Here is a 17,308-nt window from a genome sequence, read left to right as displayed (position 1 = left end):
ACTAAATAAGGGAGCATTTAAGACTAAATAAGGTTGAGAATTATCTGCCAAAGACCATATGCCTGTAATTTTGCATCAAACAAAAACGAAACAGCTATGAGGAAAGGTATATTATTCGCTTCATTCATTACGTTCATATCGGCTGTGGCTCAGACGGAAGCAACTGATACAATTTCTACCAGACAGCTCGATGAGGTTGTTGTAAAGGGAGAGAAACCACAAGTCAAAGGTAAGGACGGAATTATGGTAGTCGACCTCCCCGGAATAGTCAAGGACAAGCCTGTGACCAATATCCTTGAGGCTCTCGGTTATATGCCCGGCGTCACAAACAACAACGGTATGATATGGCTCACGGGAGCTTCAAATGTCACTATTATTCTCAATGGCGAGCTTACCAATATGCCGCTCCAGAATCTTTATCAACTTCTCTACAACACTCCGGTTGACAGGCTGAAAAACGTGGAGATTATGTATTCCGCCCCGGCTAAGTATCATGTTAATGGTGCCGTAATCAATGTGGTTCTGAAAACTCCGACGCCTCTCGACGGCTTGCAGGGACAGGTCAGAGCCGGATATAATCAAGCCCACTATGGTTCGTATGGCGGTGTACTTGCAGCCACATACGCTATAAAAGACTGGACTTTCGACCTAAACTATGGACTGACACGTAGTAAATCGTGGAGCCGCGAGGAAACATGGTCGAATCATCTTTATGATGGTAAACGGACTATGATTGAGGATGATATGCGCAGAATCGGTCAGAACTGGAACAATACCATATTTGCTTCCGCTTCATGGAAAACGCTTAAACTCACTTACAACGGTCAGATAATCTCCGATTCAAAGAGTTGGAGCCTTTCTTCTGGCACTCTCGGAAACTATACAAATGCCTACAATATGCTGTCCCCTGTCGGCTATCATAACATAGCCTTGCGTTATGCAGCGCCATTTGGTATGACAGTCGGTGGCGATTATACCCACTATTCCGAGAACCGCTCACAGTCATTATTTAAGGATGCCGATTATCTGCTTGGCTCTGAAAATCGTCAGGCGATAGACCGCTGGCATGTGTATGTCGACCAACAGCATCAGCTTGGACAGTGGCAACTGAACTATGGCGCGGAATATCAACACTCAAAAGATCACAGTTCACAACACTACGCAATGTCCGACAATCCTGATTTCGATGATATTCTCAACGAAGATGTGGCGAGTTTTTACGCCGGCACAGAACGGTCTTTCGACTGGGGACTGTCGTTCAATCTTTCGGCAAAGGGTGAGAATTATCACAATAAATATCAGCACAACTGGAATTTCATTCCTCAGTTTGGGGCGACTTACTACAAAACACCAAAAAGCATATTTCAACTGAACTTCAACACCCAACGCATATATCCCTCATATTGGGAACTACATGGCGGCACGAGCCACATTAACAACTACTCGACAATTGTCGGTAATCTCCAGTTGCAACCCTATATTCAATATGATGCCCAGTTCAACTATATCCTCAGGCAAAAATATGTAGCGACCTTCTATTTCCAATATGGCGACAAGACCACGGTGCAGCTTCCCTACCAATCGCCGGATGCCATGAATCTCATCTATCAGACCATCAACATGAACTATAAGCGCGTTGTCGGGCTTAATCTTTATGCGCCTTTTGGTGTAGGATATATCTGGAATGCCACGGCCACAGCCAATGTTTTCAATCAGCGGGAGAAAGCCGACCATTTTCATGATATTGGCTTTGACAACAGCAAGTGGATATTCTATGGTGAATTTAGCAATTCTTTTAAGTTCAGTCAGAACTGCCCGGTATCACTGACCGTTGATTTCAGCTACATCTCGCCATCATTGCAGGGTATAGCCGACTTATCGAGTATATGGAAAGTCGATGCCGGCGTAAAATGGCAGTTCGGAAAGAATCGATGCTGTGAACTAGATTTGAAAGCCGATGACATTTTCAATAAATGGTCGCCAACCATGACTATCAACCATGCCGGTCAGGATTACCGGATGAAAGTGCGCGACATGTCTCACAATCTCAAACTGACATTCATCTGGCGGTTCAACGGCTTCAAACCCAAAGAAACAAACATTGACACATCGCGTTTTGGCACAGGAAAATAGCGTTAAACTAATGATTTATGCGAATTTTATTACTACTAATAACATTGATGGCTTTTTGCTCTTGTAGCTTAGAGAAAAAAGTTATTGTTACAACACGAGGATATGAACCATATCGTCAAACAGGAATGTCTGATGCCCAAATTAAAGGGCTGCAACGATCAGATGCTGCGTGTGCGGATACGCTATTTCAATACAAGTTCAAATAATATCTCTTCAATATAAGCTTAATCATACAATAGACAAAGACAGGCAACCTCGGCAGAGATGTTGGGGTTGCCTGCCTTACGATTAGAGTAATGCTATTTCTCCGTCGGATTGAAATATAGAAAGGTTTCTTCTATGTGTCGGGATTTTTCGAGCTGGCGGGTACGGTTCTTAATTGAATCCTGCTCATGTTGTGTGCCGACAGCAAAGATTTTTTCTCGTTGCAGTAAATCTTCCTGCTGCTTGTCTTCCCACCAGAGCCTTTCGTATCGGTAGAGCCATTCCACATCTTTTAGCTTTGAGTTTTCGTTGAACAGATAGAAGAAAGCGTAGCCGAAGCCTCCGGCGGCGAGAAGAAGGACTGCGAAGATGGCATAGACCCAATGCGGGGTTGCGCGCCACCATTGTCCCCATATTATGGACTGGGCCTTGTAGCGGAGGTCGTTCACCACGTTATAGAGCTTTTCACGCTCATCGGCAAACTCCCTGCGGCAACCCTCATGAAGAGCGTCCTTGACCTTGATCCCGAGATTGTCCGACAGCAGATCCGCAACGCCTTTCGACAGGCTGCTCGGAAGTTGCTCCATGACTTTTTTGAGAGTGTCGTCGGTCGAGGTTTCCGGCAGCTTTTCATCAAGCAGTTTGCCGACGCTTTCATTGGTCGCTATGTTGTCGGGCAATTTCACCGTTATCGGCCCTTGATTGACTGCTTGTGGCGGTGGCGTTGCCTTCGCATTGGTTTCGAGGGTCTCGATGCGAGTTGTGTGGTTGGTTACTGTCTTTTGCAGGTCGTCAATCTGCTCACCTTGTTTTTTGACGTCATCATAGAGTTTCGACATATTCAGATTTTTCTTGATTTGCGTTTACGTTTGGCTTCTTCTTTCTTGATGGCGTTTTGAAACGCCTGTTCCTCCGGGTCGAAGCCGGGGCCGAGAGTGAACAGATTTCCGATTGCTCCGACGGTGGCTTCAATCACATCTTCCACAAGTGAGGACTTCTGCGTCGGTGTATATTCGACTGTTACTTTGGGGCGCGTCGTAGTGTAATCAGACTGTTGTTGCCCATGTCTGCGATTGAAATCAAAGAGGTTGTTCACTACGCCACTCCCGAACGGCAATTATGGAGTGATTCCAACACCATCTACCGCAGCAGAAACTTCCATAGCATTGAGGGCGGATGGTCCAATGACAATTGGAATGTCAGGTTTACTGCTGCGAATATATTCAATAAGGGCTGGGTTGGGGCATCACTCATGATGAGCAGCGATTACTACTCCTAACATCGCATTAATTACGGAACGTATTTTCATCCCCGCTTGAATATTTCTGTCACTTATACGATCAACTATGGCAGGAAAGTCCAACGAGGCAATGAAGTCGGTCAACAGTCCGGTGCGTCATCCGGCATTCTGAAATGACACGCCTGTTTAATGGCGGAAGCGTTGTATGATCAATGAAACTGACTTATAGGCTCGTGAATATGCTTCCTTGGGCATTGAGTGCGGACATGATCGCGACTCCGGTTCAATCCAATTACGGGCTGTGTGGCATGTCTTCTTTGATTGTCGGGAGTCCCAACCGCTCAAACCTGCGGCCGCAGTGTGCGGTCGCCGTGAAGCCTCATGAGGAATTTTTCGCTAAACTCTTTGCAGATTTCGCGAAAAGGCCTACTTTTGCAGTCGAGAATCATCTATAAGAAACCATAATTAACCTATTAACCAATTACAACTATGGCTTACGTAATCACCGACAAATGCGTGGCATGCGGCACCTGCCTGCCCGTTTGCCCCGTGGAGGCTATCTCCGAGGGCGATATCTACCACATCGATCCCGACACCTGCATCGAGTGCGGCTCATGCGCTGAGGTTTGCCCCAACGAGGCTATCATTCCGGGCTAATTAGCCGTCAACGCGATCAAAACGGAAAGATAACTCCGGACAGCAAGGTGTCAAAACCTCTGTCCGGAGATTTTTTTGCCGTCACCGCTCTGCGGCGCGCCACCGGTCCTGATGGCCTTGACAGTTGATAGGAGTTTGTCGCTTGATTTTTGAGGATTGCTTATGATCGATCCGTCCGGGGTAATTCTTACGGCCTCTGTGGTCGTGCACCGCACTCCTGCATGGCAGCTGCAGGCTGTGCTCGGATCGTTGCGTGCCGACGGGGTGACATCGGTCAGTGTCGTCGACAATTCGCCCGACGACCGTTTGCGCGACGTGGCGTGCGGCTTTGAGGGAGTCAGCTATATCAGGGTGCCCAACCGCGGATATGGAGCCGCTCATAATGTGGCTATCCGTCGCTCGATGGCGTCGGGGGCTACACATCATCTGCTGCTCAACCCTGATGTCAGATGGGAGCCGGGAGTGGTGGAGCGATTGCTCGATGAGATGCGCCGCACGCCTCGGTGCGGCATGGTCGCGCCACGGATCGTCTATCCCGACGGACGGCTTCAGTACACCTGCCGTATGCTGCCGTCGCCCTTTGATCTGATACTTCGCCGCTTTGTCCCCTCATTCTTGTGGCAAGGCCGGCGTCAGCGCTATCTGCTTGCCGGCTGGGATCATGCGACGGCGCTCGACGTGCCCTATCTGCAGGGCAGCTTTATGCTCGCGGCCTGCGATGCTCTGCGTGAGGCGGGGCTCTTCGACGAGCGGTTCTTCATGTATCCCGAAGATATAGATCTGACCCGCCGCATCCACGTGCTTCGCCCCACGGTCTATTGTCCGGCAGCGACGGTGGTTCATGATCACGCCGCAGCATCGGCGCGGTCACTGCGTATGCTTGCAGTCCATGCCGTAAACATGATCAGATATTTCAACAAATGGGGGTGGGTGACCGACCGCGCAAGGCGTCAGGCCAACAGTCGGCTGCTTGACTCCATATCCGTCAGGCGCTGACAGGGAAGGGCAGCGTCCGCTTCGACCGGTGTCAGCTCTGGCCGACCAGCTCCATGCCGCGCACTATCGCGTCGCGGTTGTCGGGCAGCAGATGGTGGTGGCGTTCGGGCAATACCTTCTTCAGACCCGACATGACGCTTTCGAGCGGGACGAGATGTCTCACGGCGAGCAGTGCTCCGAGCACCACCATGTTGTAGGTCTTGGCGCTCTTCATGTCAAACGTCGCTTCCATCGCATCCACCCTCACCACGTTTATGTCGGTGCGCTGCGGAGCGCGGTGGATGCCGTAGGGATCATAGATCAGCGTGCCTCCGGGCTTCACCTTGCTCTCGAATTTGTCAAGGCTCTGCTGGTTGAGTATCACTGCCGTGTCGTAGCTGTCGAGCACAGGCGAACTGATGGGGGAGTCGCTCAACACCACGGTGACGTTGGCCGTGCCGCCGCGCTGTTCAGGGCCGTACGATGGCATCCATGTCACTTCCAGATTGTCCATCAGTCCGGCGTATGCCAGTATCTTGCCCATTGAGAGCACACCCTGGCCGCCGAATCCTGCTATGATTATCTCTTCTTTCATTTCTCTTGGTCGGTGGTTTTGAGATCGCCCGGAGGATAGAACGGAAACATATTGTCGACCATCCACCGGTTAGCCTTGTCGGGCGACATTTTCCAGCCGCTGTTGCAGGTGCTTACTATCTCTACCACGGAGGTGCCGCGGCCGTTCATCGAGTTCTCGAATGCCCGTCTGATAGCCGCCTTTGCCTTGCGCACCGTGGCCGGAGTGTGGACCGACTGGCGGGTGACGTAGCATGTGCCGGGCAGCTGTGCGAGCAGTTCGGTGATGCGGAGCGGATGACCGTTCAGATCCGCTCGCCGTCCGTAGGGGGTGGTCGAGGTCTTCATGCCCTCGAGTGTGGTCGGAGCCATCTGCCCACCGGTCATGCCGTAGATGGCGTTGTTGATGAATATGATGGCTATGTTCTCGCCGCGGTTGGCCGCATGGATGGTTTCGGCAGTGCCTATTGCGGCCAGATCGCCGTCACCCTGATAGGTGAACACGAGCCGGTCGGGATTAAGACGCTTGGCGGCGGTTGCCACGGCCGGGGCGCGTCCGTGAGCGGCCTCTATCCAGTCTATGTCGATATAATTGTAGGCAAACACCGCGCATCCCACAGGAGCTATGCCTATGGCTATGTGCTCGGCCTCCATCTCCTCGATCACCTCGGCCACCAGACGGTGTACCACCCCGTGGGAGCACCCGGGGCAGTAGTGCATGTTGTTGTCGTTGAGCAGGCGCGGCTTGGAGCACACCACGTTTTCAGCCCGCTTTATGTCGTCGGTATTCATGATTGCTTATCCTATCCTGCTTATGAAGTTTTTGAAAGCGTCGGTCACCTCAGCCGGACTGGGCACTATACCGCCGAGGCGGCCGAAGTGTTCCACCGGCACCCGGCCGGCTGTCGCCAGCCTGACGTCATCGATCATCTGTCCGGCGTTTAGTTCCACTACAAGCATCCCCTTGACGCGTTTCGACAGATCTTCAAGAGGCTTTTCCGGGAACGGCCATAGGGTGATCGGACGTATCAGACCCACGCGGATCCCTTCGGCGCGGGCATCGTCAATGGTCTTGGTGCATATCCGGGCCATCGATCCGAAAGCCACGAAGATATAGTCGGCGTCGTCGGTCAGATACTCTTCGTATCTCACTTCGTCGCGCCGTATGAGGTCGTAGGTGGCCTGATAGCGCCGGTTGTTGTCCTCCATCTTGTAGGAGTCAAGCTCGAGAGTCGTCATCACGTTGGGACCTCTGCCCTCGGGGCGTCCGGTGACGGCCCACGGGCACTGCTCGGCTATCTCGCTGGCGGTGCGGCGGCGCCGCTGTGGCGGCAACACCACCTTCTCCATCATCTGACCCACGATGCCGTCGGCCAGTATCATGGCCGGAGTGCGGTACTTGAAGGCCAGGTCAAAGCCGAGACCCACAAAGTCGGCCATCTCCTGCACGGTCGATGGCGCAAGCACTATGAAGTGGTAGTCGCCGTGACCTCCGCCGCGGACGGCCTGATGGTAGTCGGCCTGCGAGGGGTGGATGGTGCCGAGGCCGGGGCCTCCGCGCATCACGTTGACCACCAGTGCCGGCAGCTCTCCGGCAGCTATATACGACAGTCCCTCCTGCATCAGGCTGATGCCGGGGCTCGACGATGATGTCATGACGGCCTTGCCTGTGGCGGCACCGCCATATACCATATTGATGGAGGCCACTTCGCTCTCGGCCTGAAGCACCACCATTCCGGTGGTTTCCCACGGCATGAGAGCCTCAAGGGTTTCAAGCACCTCGCTCTGCGGGGTGATCGGATAGCCGAAATAGCCGTCGACGCCGTAGCGTACGGCAGCATGCGCTATCGCCTCGTTGCCCTTCATTAGCCTCACTTCTTCATCCATTGTCATGATCAGGATTGGTTCGTTACACGATACACGGTTATGCACCCGTCGGGGCATACCGTGGCGCAGGCCGCGCAGCCGATGCATGCCTCCGCCTTGTCGGCGTAGGCGTAATGATAGCCTCGGTTGTTGACCTCCTTGGGCTGCAGGCTGAGCACTGAGCAGGGGCATGCCACCACACACAGATCGCATCCCTTGCATCGCTCCATATTGATATCTACAGCTCCGATGAATTTTGCCATATTTATTGTTGTCTTGTCAATGACCGATACAAAAGTAACATTTTTTCTGCCAAAACGGCTACATTTAACAAAACCTTAACCAATGGCACAAATGGCCTTGTCGTGTGCCATATCGGCGGCATTGTCGCTTATTCGCGGTAGTAAATGCGCTTCACTCGGGTGCTTACGGATGTGAGCATCTCGTAGGGGATGGTGTCGAGCACGTCCGACAGATCCTCGACAGGCACATTGTCGCCGAAGATCTCCACCCGGTCCCCCACCTGACAGTCGGCGTCGGTGACGTCGATCATGCATGCGTCCATGCATATATTGCCTATCGACGGACAGCGGTGGCCGTTGATCCACACTCTCATGCCGCCGTTGCCGAGATGGCGGTCGATGCCGTCGGCATATCCCACCGGGATCGTGGCTATGCGCGAGCGGCGCGTGCACACTCCGCGGCAGCCGTAGCCTATGGTGGTGCCGGCAGGCCATTCGCGTATGGAGATGATGACGGTGCGCAGCGACGATACGGTGCGCAGACCTGCCGGTTCGCCGCCGGGCAGGGTGGCGACGCCATACAGTCCGATGCCGAGGCGCACCATGTCGTACTGGTGAGAGGGATACCGCGCTATGCCGGCCGAGTTGAGTATGTGGCGCATGATGTAGTGGCTGAAGGCACTCTGTATCTGCGCGCACATGCTGTCAAACAGTTTCAGCTGTCCTTCGGTATAGGAGTTGAGATGAGGGCAGTCGGCCGTGGCCAGATGCGAGAACAACGAGTGGGGACGCACCACCTTCTGGCGACGCAGCAGGTCGATCAGCTCGGGGATCTCCTCGGGTATGAAGCCAAGGCGGTGCATTCCGGTGTCGAGCTTGATATGTACCGGGAAATCGGTGATGCCGCATTTCTCACCTTCGCGGATTATTTCGCGAAGTATGCCGAAGGAGTACACCTCCGGTTCTAGCCGATAGGCAAACATCGTCTTGTAGTTGGCCACGTGAGGGTTCATCACCATTACCGGCATGGTGATGCCGGCCTCGCGCAGTTCCACGCCCTCGTCGAGCACAGCCACGGCCATATATGCCGCGCCCTGCGCCTGGAGTGTCTTGGCCAGTTCGTAGGAGCCGGCTCCGTAGCCTGAGGCCTTGACCATGCATATTATACCGGTGGTGGGGCGGAGCATCGAGCGGTAGAGGTTGAAGTTGGATACCAGAGCGTCGAGATTTACCTCCAGTACGGTTTCGTGCTGACGGGCCTCGAGCATCTCGGCAATCATTTCGAAATGAAAACGCGAGGCGCCTTTGACGAGCACCAGCTCGCGGTCGAAGTCGTCGGCCGACATCTCCGAGAGCATCACCGAGGTCGAAGGGAAGAAGCGGGAGTCGGCTGGAAAATAGCGGGAGTTGGCCGAGATCTCTTCGCCGACGCCTATCACGCGATCCACTCCGCGCTGTGTCAGCAGTCGGGCCACCTCGCGGTAGAGGCGTTGCGGCTCGAGGGTTTCGTGCATCACGTCAGAGATTATCGCAGTGACGGATCGCCGGCCGGTGCGCCTCCTGTTCAGAAAGTCGAGTGCCGGCTGCAGGGAGTTGAGATCGGAGGTGTAGGCGTCATATATCACGAGGCAGTCGTTCACGCCCTCCTTCACCTCCATTCGCGTGGCCACCGGCGCAAGCTGTGATATCCGCGAGGCGGTGATGTCGGCCGGGCGGTTGAGATACAGCATCAGCGCCAGACAGTGGATGGCGTTCTGTATGTCGGCGTCGGAAGTGAACGGTATCGTCACAGAGCCGTCGGTGCGCAGATAGGAGAAGTCAATGTCGGTCGTTTCGCGGTGGCGTCGTATGGCCGATATGAACAGCGGCCGGTCGCTGTCGCGTGTCGACCATGCGATCTCTTTGGCCGGTATGCAGGCCTCGCTGACGGCTTCGCTGATCACCCGGTCATCGCCGTTGTAGATGATCACGTCGCAGTCGCGCATCAATATCACCTTTTCGTCGCATTTCGTGCGCAGCGAAGTGAATCCGTCGGCATGCTCCGGCCCGATGTTGGTGATTATGCCTATGTTGGGCTTGATGATGCCTTGCAGGGCGGTCATCTCGTCGGGGAGCGATATGCCGGCCTCGAAGATGGCCATGGTGGTGTCGGTGTCGAGTTCCCATATCGACAGGGGCACTCCGATCTGGGAGTTGTAGCTGCGCGGCGATCTGACTATCGAGTAGTCCGACGACAGCAGTTGATAGAGCCACTCCTTGACGGTGGTCTTGCCGCGGGAGCCGGTGATGCCCACCACCGGTATGTCAAACCGGCTGCGGTGGGCGCGGGCAAGATCCTGAAGGGCGCGTGTGACGCTCGGCACGAGCAATATCACGGCGTCAGTTGCCGAGGCCATGTCGTCGGGAATGTGCCGCGCCACGAAGTGTCTCACCCCGCGGTCGTACAGATCGCGCATATAGCGGTGCCCGTCGTTGTTGCGGGTGCGTATGGCGAAGAATATCGACTGATCCGGATAGGTCAGCGATCGGCTGTCGGTGAGCAGTATCGAGATTTCATGGTCGGGGTCGGCCGGGGAGGGGAGCGATGCATGGATAGTTTCGGCTATCCGCGATATCTTGTAGTTCATATATTGGGTATGACGTTTCGGAGGTATGGGTGTGATTCGGCCAGTTCGCGGGCCATGGCGGCGGTCGCGGCGGTGAATGCCGCGTCGGGCTGTCCGGTCAGCGGACGATGGGCGAGGCGCCGTGTCAGCCGCAGACATCGTTCGCTGAGCGATGCGGTGTCAGAGGTGAAAAACGATTCTGCGAAAAGCCCGAACACATAGTCGGCGGCCTGACTGGTGGGGTGGCGCATGTCTGTGTCGTAAAACCGGTAGTCGCGAAGGTCGTCGATCACGGCCTCGAACGCCGGAAAGTATATGGCCGGGGCGTCAGGCCTGTCGAGCCGCGCTATCGCCTCTTCGGCGGCGAGCATCAGGGTTGACTTGGATAGCTGGTTGCCGTGATGTCCGTCGGCAGCGTGGCGGATAGGGCTTACGGAAAGTATCACCGTCAGGCCGGGAGATGCGCTGCGCATCGATTCGCATGCCTCGGTGATCAGTCGCGCGCTCTCGTCGACATTCAGCATCCGGCGTTCGAATAGTTCCGAGGACAGTTTATGGCAGTTGGCCACAGTCTCACCGGTGGAGCGCAGGGCGAACACCCATGCGGTGCCAAGGGTCACGATGGCCACGCGGCTCTGGCGCAGTGCCTCTGACGCTTTGGCAAGATGCCGGTTGAACTGTGTTGCGGCCTCCTCGGCCGTTCCTTCAAAGGATAGCAGTGTGTGGCATAGCCATGAACGCCAGCGGCGCTCGTGGCAGAACAGCTCGTCGGGAGTGAACTCCGTTCCGCCGCTTATCCGGCGCGCTGCGGCGGCTATCGAGGCAGGATTGTAGAGAGTGCCGAAAGGGTTGGCTGTCACGGCAAACAGACGGTCGGAGAGCCGTCGCGCCACGGCGTCGGCAAAGCATGAGCCGAGCGTCACCACAGGAGTGCGGTGGTCTACAATCCCCTGATGTCTTAAGGGGGCTACTGGAGTGCGGAATTGCATCATGCTGCCGTCGGAGGGTATAATGTGTCGGCAAAGTTACAAAATCTCCCGTTTATTCCCCACCAAAATCTCTCCGCCCTGCCTTCGTGTGGTGTTTGTATGCGATCAATAGTATCCATGACTAATCGTCAGACCCATAAATTGCAGCATTTTCAGCTGCCATGATTGTATGAGGAGCGGTCGTGTCATATTCAACTGCTTTCTGATGAAGCATCCTGACAAGATTTGCAAGAGTATTCTCGCGTATGTCTGATTTTAGTTCGCATTCCCAAATGGTGATGACGCGCCAACCTTTGCTTTTGAGTTTTGTGATGTTTTCAGCATCACGCTCGACATTTCTGCGTACTTTAGCGGTCCAGTAGGAGGTGTTGGATTTAGGCACAGTATAATGGCGGCATCCTTTATGACCATGCCAAAAGCAGCCGTTTATGAAAACTATAGTCTGGTATTTTCGCAGGACAATATCAGGATGTCCCGGCAGTTTTTGATTATGAAGCCCGTATCTGAAACCATTAGCGTGGAGATACTTGCGGACAATCATTTCAGGTTTTGTGTCGGTAGATCTAATGGAAGACATGACCTGGCTTCGTTTCTCTTTTGAGAAAACATCCATGGTTTTTATGTTTGACTAAACTTGTTAAAGGATCTCGACCCATTCGCGGTTGTAACCGAGATGATCAAGAATGTCGTCTTCTGAAATCTTTTCGGGATGTTTGATTTTGAATTTTATAGAATTTGATGGTATTTCACAGTCTATGGTGAACTGCGACCCGTGTGGTTGCCATGTGAATTTTTTTAGACCGGATTTTTCTTCTACGCCTATTAAATTCCCATTTTTATTTTCTTCCCAAATGTAGTTGGCGATATTGTAATGTTCGAGATACTCTTCGAAAAAAGTGAATTCTTTCAAGGATTCGTCACGCACTAAAACGCCGACTCTCGCTGCATTGTAATGTGCGAGTGTTATATCAACTCTGCTATTCCAAATGGCGAGAACTGCTTCTCCCGTCTTTTGGATGTCGGCATGCGGATCCTCGATGCCGTATGAATAATCAGGGGAGCATCGTCCGCTAATAAGCCGCACTTTCTTGGCTGTAAGAGGATGAGCCGTTTTAACAGTTTTCATTGACCATGCTGTTTTCCCTTTGACAACATCCGCGATCCCAAGAGGGCTATTAAGATGTTTGCCGTCAATAGCCTTTGAGAATATGTCGCCCCAGTCTTCTCCAGTGATATCCTTTCGGCCCGTATATATGATGAATACTATGGAACCGCCGACCTTGACAATGATATCGCTAGGAATATCTCCTATGCCATAGCAACTGTCCATCAGACGATTTGAGTCTCTTAATTTCGGTCTTCTCATAATAGGTCAATGATTTTTTTCGCAACCGCTCTTATCATGGGTACGGCAACAGAATTGCCGGTTTGTCTTCTAATCTCAGAGTGGGATACAGTTATTAAAAATGCTTCAGGAAACCCCTGAAAGCGTAGTAGTTCCTTTGAAGATGGGCGGCGGTATCCATTTATCAACAGATAATTATATGACGCTCCGGTTCTCAGGGCACAAGCGTAAGGCAAAACAGAAATGTTACCTGATTTGTTTTCATGCCAAACCGATGGATAGAACACGTTCTTACCCCGTACGCGATTTAATCGTTTTTTACGTATTTCTTCTGATGCGAACAGTGCAGGATCTACTGTTTCGTCATTTTCTAGGATGTTGTTCAGGTCGTATGGTGTCTTTTCAAAGGTGAAATTGAATTTGTCCGATTTCTGTTTGTCAAGAAATCCAACTATAATGATTCGTTCACGTTTTTGAGGAAGTCCAAAATCGAGAGCATTCAGAATTTTCCATTGGACGTGGTATCCCAGTTCATCTAGGGTTTTCAGAATTGTTGCAAGCGTACGGCCTTGGTCATGACCGGCTAGATTTTTAACGTTTTCAAGCAAGAATGCTTTTGGTCTATGATATTTCAATATTCTTGCAACTTCAAAAAACATAGTGCCTCTGGTGTCCTCAAAGCCTCGCATTTTGCCAATGATTGAGAACGCCTGGCATGGAAATCCCGCTAACAAAATATCATGAGAGGGAATGAAGTCTTCTCCAATTTTTGTAATGTCACCAAAAGGGATGTCGCCATAATTAGTGATATAAGTTTTCTGTGCATTTTTATCCCACTCGGAAGAAAATACACATCTACCACCTAATTCACTAAAGGGCAATCTAATGCCTCCAATGCCGGCAAATAGATCGATAAATTTGAACTTTTGTTCGTGATCGTGGAACGGAGCCTTGTCAAGCGACGAAAACAAGTCATATTGTACCGTAGGGTCGGCGGCGATAAGTGATTCAGAATCGTATGCAAAACGATCCTCTTCCGTAGTGAAGTCGTTGATCCGTTTTTGGATGATTGATTTCTGTTGTTTATTTAGTATGTCAAAATTGTTACGCAAATGAGCCAAGAGAGCTTTTCTTTCATAAGAATGTTCAGTTTTAAGGTCTGATGCGCAATTGTCGTTGCCAGCTCTCCTATCGGTTAGGCAGGAGATGGTGTCGCGGAGAATAGGTGGTTTATACTCGTTCATTATGCTGCATTAGCTCTAAATGAAGGTGAAGGAAATAATAGCGTATTCCGTCTTTTTCAATCGTGCAAATTTACACATAAACTGCGGAATTCTCTGTACGGATAATATAAAAAGGTCAAAATAGAAATAAATTTGAGTCGTAAATTTGAATCGTAGGATTGTTTCAGGCGGTCAGAAGGAGAAGTCGGTCGAGGTGACGCGGAATTCGGTGCGGCGGTTGATCTGGTCGGCGGCGTCGCGGTCTTCGTCCGACAGGGTGGCGATAAAGGCTTCGTCGAGCACCGTTCCTTCGGCAAACTGCGGATAGAGGCGGTTGATGCGGCGGGTCACCTTCTTGGGTTGTGATTTGCCGTAGCCGTGCCACGACAGCCGGCTCGGATCGATCCCGGCGCCGATGAGGTAGTCGGTCACCGATTTTGCTCTTCGTTCCGAGAGTCTGACGTTGTAGGCGTCTGATCCCACGCGGTCGGTGTGCGATCCCATCTCCACGTTTATGCCCGGATTCTCCTGAAGGGTCTTGACGAGTGCGTCGAGTGCTTCGGTCGACTCAGGGCGTAGCGTGGCTTTGTCGAAGTCGTAGAAGATGTTTTCCACAACATTGGGCCGTGTCAGCGAGGCCAGCATGAAATCCACGGCATAGTCGGCGTCGGCGGCCGCCGTGTCCGATTCGAATTCCTGGCGGGCGTTGAGATAGCCGTTGGCGCCGGCGAGCATGGCGTAGCGCACTCCGCGGTCGAGCGGGAAGCTGAATGATCCGTCGTCGCGTGTGACGGCGCGGCGGTTGCTGCCGTCGTCGCCCACGATCTTGACTGTCGCTCCCGCTATCGGTTCCTCCTCAAGATCGGTGACATATCCCGATATGTTGATCTTCAGATCGGGCAGTTCGAATGAATAGATGTGGTCATATCCGCGTGCGTCGCCTCTCGATGTGCTGAAAAAGCCCGCTTCGCGCCCCGGCTCGAATGTCATGCCGAAGTCATCGGCTTCGGAGTTGAGCGGCACTCCCATGTTGCGTACGCTCCACACCCCTGAGGGCTGTAGACGCGCCATGAACAGGTCGAGTCCACCCATGCCGGGGTGTCCGTCTGACGAAAAATACATAAGGCTGTCGGTGCGCATCACCGGAAACATCTCTCTTCCCGGCGTGTTTATCGCCATGCCGAGATTTTCGGGGACGGCTCCCGCGCTGTTGAGTTCTATGCGCCAGATGTCGGTCTGCCCGATGCTGCCGGGACGGTCCGATACGAAGTAAAGATAACGCCCCGACGGATCTATGGCCGGATGCCCGTAGCTGTAGACTGTATCGGTTATCAAGTCGATCGGACGCGCTTCGCTCCATGACGCTTCCGAGCGGGTCGAAGTGCATATCATGGCGGGGGAGTCGGCCTGCGGATTTTTCGAGGCGCGTGTCAGATACATGGTGCGTCCGTCGGGCGAGAATGCTATGACCCCTTCGTCGCCCTCGGTATTGAGCGCTCCTTCGGCCGGAAGGGGACGCTGCCATCGCCCCTGCTCGTCCTTGTCCGCCACCCAGATATCGCAGCGTTTAGTGCCGGTCACTTCACTCCGCGATGTGCCGGTCACCTTCTCGTTTGTTGTCGTGAAGTAGAGGCGGCCCTCGGAGTCGAGCACGGGCGAGAAGTCGGCTCTGCGCGAATTGAACAGTTTCTGCTGCTTGACTATGTAGCGAGTGGGCATGGCTTTCATCCGTGCGGCCTGTCGCGCTCCGCTCAGCCCTGACTGTGCCTCGGCGTCGCGTGGGTTTGACGCCAGATACTGGCTGTAGGCGTCGATGGCTTCCGGGTATTTGCCCGACGCATGCAGCATCGTGGCCATGCGCAGCAGGGCTATGGAGTCGGGATAGCCGTAGCGCAGGGCGTTGCGGTAGGCTGCGGCGGCGCGGCCGGCGCGGCCGAGCCTGCGGTCGGCCTCGGCCATCTTGAATGCCACCTCGCCCCGCAGAGGTCTGTCGGCCGGGCGTTTGAGCTTGTTGTATATCTTGCGGTACGATGCCGAGGCGTCGAAATATTCGCCGCGCTCCATCTGTGCGTCGGCGGTGGCGAGTTTCGGGCCTCGGCACCCCGGTGCGATGACCGCGAGTGTGGCGGCCACGATGGCTGTAAGCGCTGTCAGGAGGATTCTGTTCATCAGTTGTTCAACGCTTGTTCGGTCAAAACATTGTGTCGTGATGGATAAAAATCCGGAACCCGCCTTTCGGACTGACAGGCGGATCCGGATGATGGGCTGCGGGAAAAAACTCGGTTTTTCAAACCCGAAGACTGAGTTCTTCAAACGAAGCGCTAATTTTGCACTTGCCAGTTGAACCTGCGTCTCAATCTAAAGTTAGCAATTTTCATTGGATTGTGCAAGCACTTCCAAGAAAAGAAAGCGGATAAACATATTTTTTCAAGTGTTTACTGTCCTATCGTTTCAGGCGATATTCCATATTCGGCAATGATTCTCTCCACATCTTTTTTGAGTTCGGGAATATGGCGTATAACCAAACTCCACAGAAATTCAGGTTTCACAGAATCGTAGCCATGTATTATGCGGTTGCGTGTGTCAATCACAGCTTTTGCATTTGGCAATGGAAAATCACGTTGGATTTTCAGAATACGGTTTATGGCTTCTCCCATTATCTCCACTTTTCTTTCAACGGCACTTCTGCGTAGATAGTCCTTTTCAAAGACATCATAACGCATAGGATAGCCTACAGAATAGCTTTCGACTTCTTCAATGGCTCGCTTGACATCGTAGATATAAACGGCTATATAATCATCCATATATCAACTGTTTTTTCTTATCAACCAATGCCTTGAAGATTGGATTGAGGTTTTTACCGTACTCTATCAAGTCCACTTTACGATTGAACAACTGTTCCAATGAATCCTTTAAGTCGAAGTAGTTGCCGACATAATCAAACGTGTCATGGTCTATCGGCTCAAAATCCACAAGTAAGTCCACATCGCTTTGGTCGTTGAATCTATCTGTGAGGATAGAGCCAAAGACAGAAAGGGTCTTGACCTTATGCTTACGGCACAAGTCCAAGATACGTTGCAGATTCAGTTCAATCAGTTTCATATAGGCAAATTTAGCGATTATTTCTGATATAGAAGCGCTTGAATATGAAAAATCGTTGAAAATTAGTGTTTCAGGTCAAATTTCAAAATAATGGTACATTTTCTGAATGAAATATAAACATTTTTTGAGAGTTACTTATTGCGCGAATGTCGG

General features: G+C 52.5%; 17 protein-coding genes. 3 read left to right on the top strand and 14 right to left on the bottom strand.

Translation table 11 applies throughout. The annotated features are described in order from the left end of the window. The first annotated feature begins 96 nt into the window (after positions 1-96). Positions 97-2,133: a TonB-dependent receptor plug domain-containing protein gene (locus NF347_RS10330; RefSeq protein WP_306254202.1), complete on the top strand. Its 2,037-nt coding sequence runs from the start codon at positions 97-99 to the stop codon at positions 2,131-2,133. Positions 2,134-2,432: 299 nt separating this feature from the next. Here NF347_RS10330 and NF347_RS10325 read toward each other — a convergent pair whose 3' ends face one another. Then, positions 2,433-3,176, bottom strand: coding sequence for a hypothetical protein (locus NF347_RS10325; RefSeq protein WP_107681406.1), 744 nt, complete (start codon positions 3,174-3,176; stop codon positions 2,433-2,435). Positions 3,177-3,178: 2 nt separating this feature from the next. Then, on the bottom strand, positions 3,179-3,433 hold the full coding sequence (locus NF347_RS10320; RefSeq protein ID WP_107681407.1) for a hypothetical protein: 255 nt from the start codon (positions 3,431-3,433) through the stop codon (positions 3,179-3,181). A 633-nt stretch (positions 3,434-4,066) separates the two neighbouring features. Here NF347_RS10320 and NF347_RS10315 point away from each other — a divergent pair. Both NF347_RS10315 and NF347_RS10310 read left to right on the top strand, forming a co-directional pair. Then, positions 4,067-4,234 carry a DUF362 domain-containing protein gene (locus tag NF347_RS10315; RefSeq protein WP_107035868.1) on the top strand — a complete coding sequence of 56 codons (168 nt, stop codon included), beginning with the start codon at positions 4,067-4,069 and terminating at the stop codon, positions 4,232-4,234. A 162-nt stretch (positions 4,235-4,396) separates the two neighbouring features. After that, positions 4,397-5,230, top strand: coding sequence for a glycosyltransferase (locus NF347_RS10310; protein ID WP_107681409.1), 834 nt, complete (start codon positions 4,397-4,399; stop codon positions 5,228-5,230). 31 nt (positions 5,231-5,261) lie between these two features. Here the strand turns inward: NF347_RS10310 and NF347_RS10305 are convergent, their stop codons facing one another. The 12 genes from NF347_RS10305 to NF347_RS10250 all read right to left on the bottom strand — a co-directional run bounded on the left by NF347_RS10305 (position 5,262) and on the right by NF347_RS10250 (position 17,155). Continuing rightward, positions 5,262-5,804, bottom strand: a complete 543-nt coding sequence (locus NF347_RS10305; RefSeq protein ID WP_107035870.1) for a 2-oxoacid:acceptor oxidoreductase family protein — start codon at positions 5,802-5,804, stop codon at positions 5,262-5,264. Then, positions 5,801-6,574 carry a thiamine pyrophosphate-dependent enzyme gene (locus NF347_RS10300; protein ID WP_107035871.1) on the bottom strand — a complete coding sequence of 258 codons (774 nt, stop codon included), beginning with the start codon at positions 6,572-6,574 and terminating at the stop codon, positions 5,801-5,803. The genes NF347_RS10305 and NF347_RS10300 overlap by 4 nt, the downstream gene beginning before the upstream one ends. Positions 6,575-6,580: 6 nt before the next feature. Further along, positions 6,581-7,669: a 3-methyl-2-oxobutanoate dehydrogenase subunit VorB gene (locus NF347_RS10295; RefSeq protein ID WP_107035942.1), complete on the bottom strand. Its 1,089-nt coding sequence runs from the start codon at positions 7,667-7,669 to the stop codon at positions 6,581-6,583. A gap of 8 nt (positions 7,670-7,677) precedes the next feature. Then, entirely contained in the window at positions 7,678-7,911 is a 234-nt protein-coding gene (locus NF347_RS10290) for a 4Fe-4S dicluster domain-containing protein (protein WP_107035872.1), read from the bottom strand. 128 nt (positions 7,912-8,039) lie between these two features. Then, complete coding sequence (locus tag NF347_RS10285; protein WP_107035873.1) at positions 8,040-10,517, bottom strand: bifunctional UDP-N-acetylmuramoyl-tripeptide:D-alanyl-D-alanine ligase/alanine racemase; 2,478 nt, start codon at positions 10,515-10,517, stop codon at positions 8,040-8,042. Beyond that, positions 10,514-11,488, bottom strand: coding sequence for a GSCFA domain-containing protein (locus NF347_RS10280; RefSeq protein WP_107035874.1), 975 nt, complete (start codon positions 11,486-11,488; stop codon positions 10,514-10,516). The genes NF347_RS10285 and NF347_RS10280 overlap by 4 nt, the downstream gene beginning before the upstream one ends. Positions 11,489-11,606: 118 nt before the next feature. Then, on the bottom strand, positions 11,607-12,098 hold the full coding sequence (locus NF347_RS10275) for a very short patch repair endonuclease (RefSeq protein WP_107035875.1): 492 nt from the start codon (positions 12,096-12,098) through the stop codon (positions 11,607-11,609). Between the two features lie 24 nt (positions 12,099-12,122). Then, on the bottom strand, positions 12,123-12,851 hold the full coding sequence (locus NF347_RS10270; RefSeq protein ID WP_107035876.1) for a hypothetical protein: 729 nt from the start codon (positions 12,849-12,851) through the stop codon (positions 12,123-12,125). After that, on the bottom strand, positions 12,848-14,074 hold the full coding sequence (gene dcm / locus NF347_RS10265) for a DNA (cytosine-5-)-methyltransferase (protein ID WP_107035877.1): 1,227 nt from the start codon (positions 14,072-14,074) through the stop codon (positions 12,848-12,850). The genes NF347_RS10270 and dcm overlap by 4 nt, the downstream gene beginning before the upstream one ends. Before the next feature lie 171 nt (positions 14,075-14,245). After that, positions 14,246-16,222 carry a PorE family type IX secretion system protein gene (gene porE, locus NF347_RS10260; RefSeq protein WP_107681411.1) on the bottom strand — a complete coding sequence of 659 codons (1,977 nt, stop codon included), beginning with the start codon at positions 16,220-16,222 and terminating at the stop codon, positions 14,246-14,248. A gap of 266 nt (positions 16,223-16,488) precedes the next feature. Then, the gene (locus NF347_RS10255; RefSeq protein WP_107035879.1) at positions 16,489-16,857 is read right to left on the bottom strand and encodes a HepT-like ribonuclease domain-containing protein; all 369 of its coding nucleotides are present in this window, start codon (positions 16,855-16,857) and stop codon (positions 16,489-16,491) included. Continuing rightward, on the bottom strand, positions 16,850-17,155 hold the full coding sequence (locus NF347_RS10250) for a nucleotidyltransferase family protein (protein ID WP_107035880.1): 306 nt from the start codon (positions 17,153-17,155) through the stop codon (positions 16,850-16,852). Before NF347_RS10250 ends, NF347_RS10255 begins: the two co-directional genes overlap by 8 nt. Between the last annotated feature and the right edge of the window lie 153 nt (positions 17,156-17,308).

The organism is Paramuribaculum intestinale, assembly GCF_030759015.1.
Classification (GTDB): domain Bacteria; phylum Bacteroidota; class Bacteroidia; order Bacteroidales; family Muribaculaceae; genus Paramuribaculum; species Paramuribaculum intestinale.
Note: the sequence above shows the minus strand (reverse complement) of the source record. Positions and strands in the feature narration are given on the sequence as shown.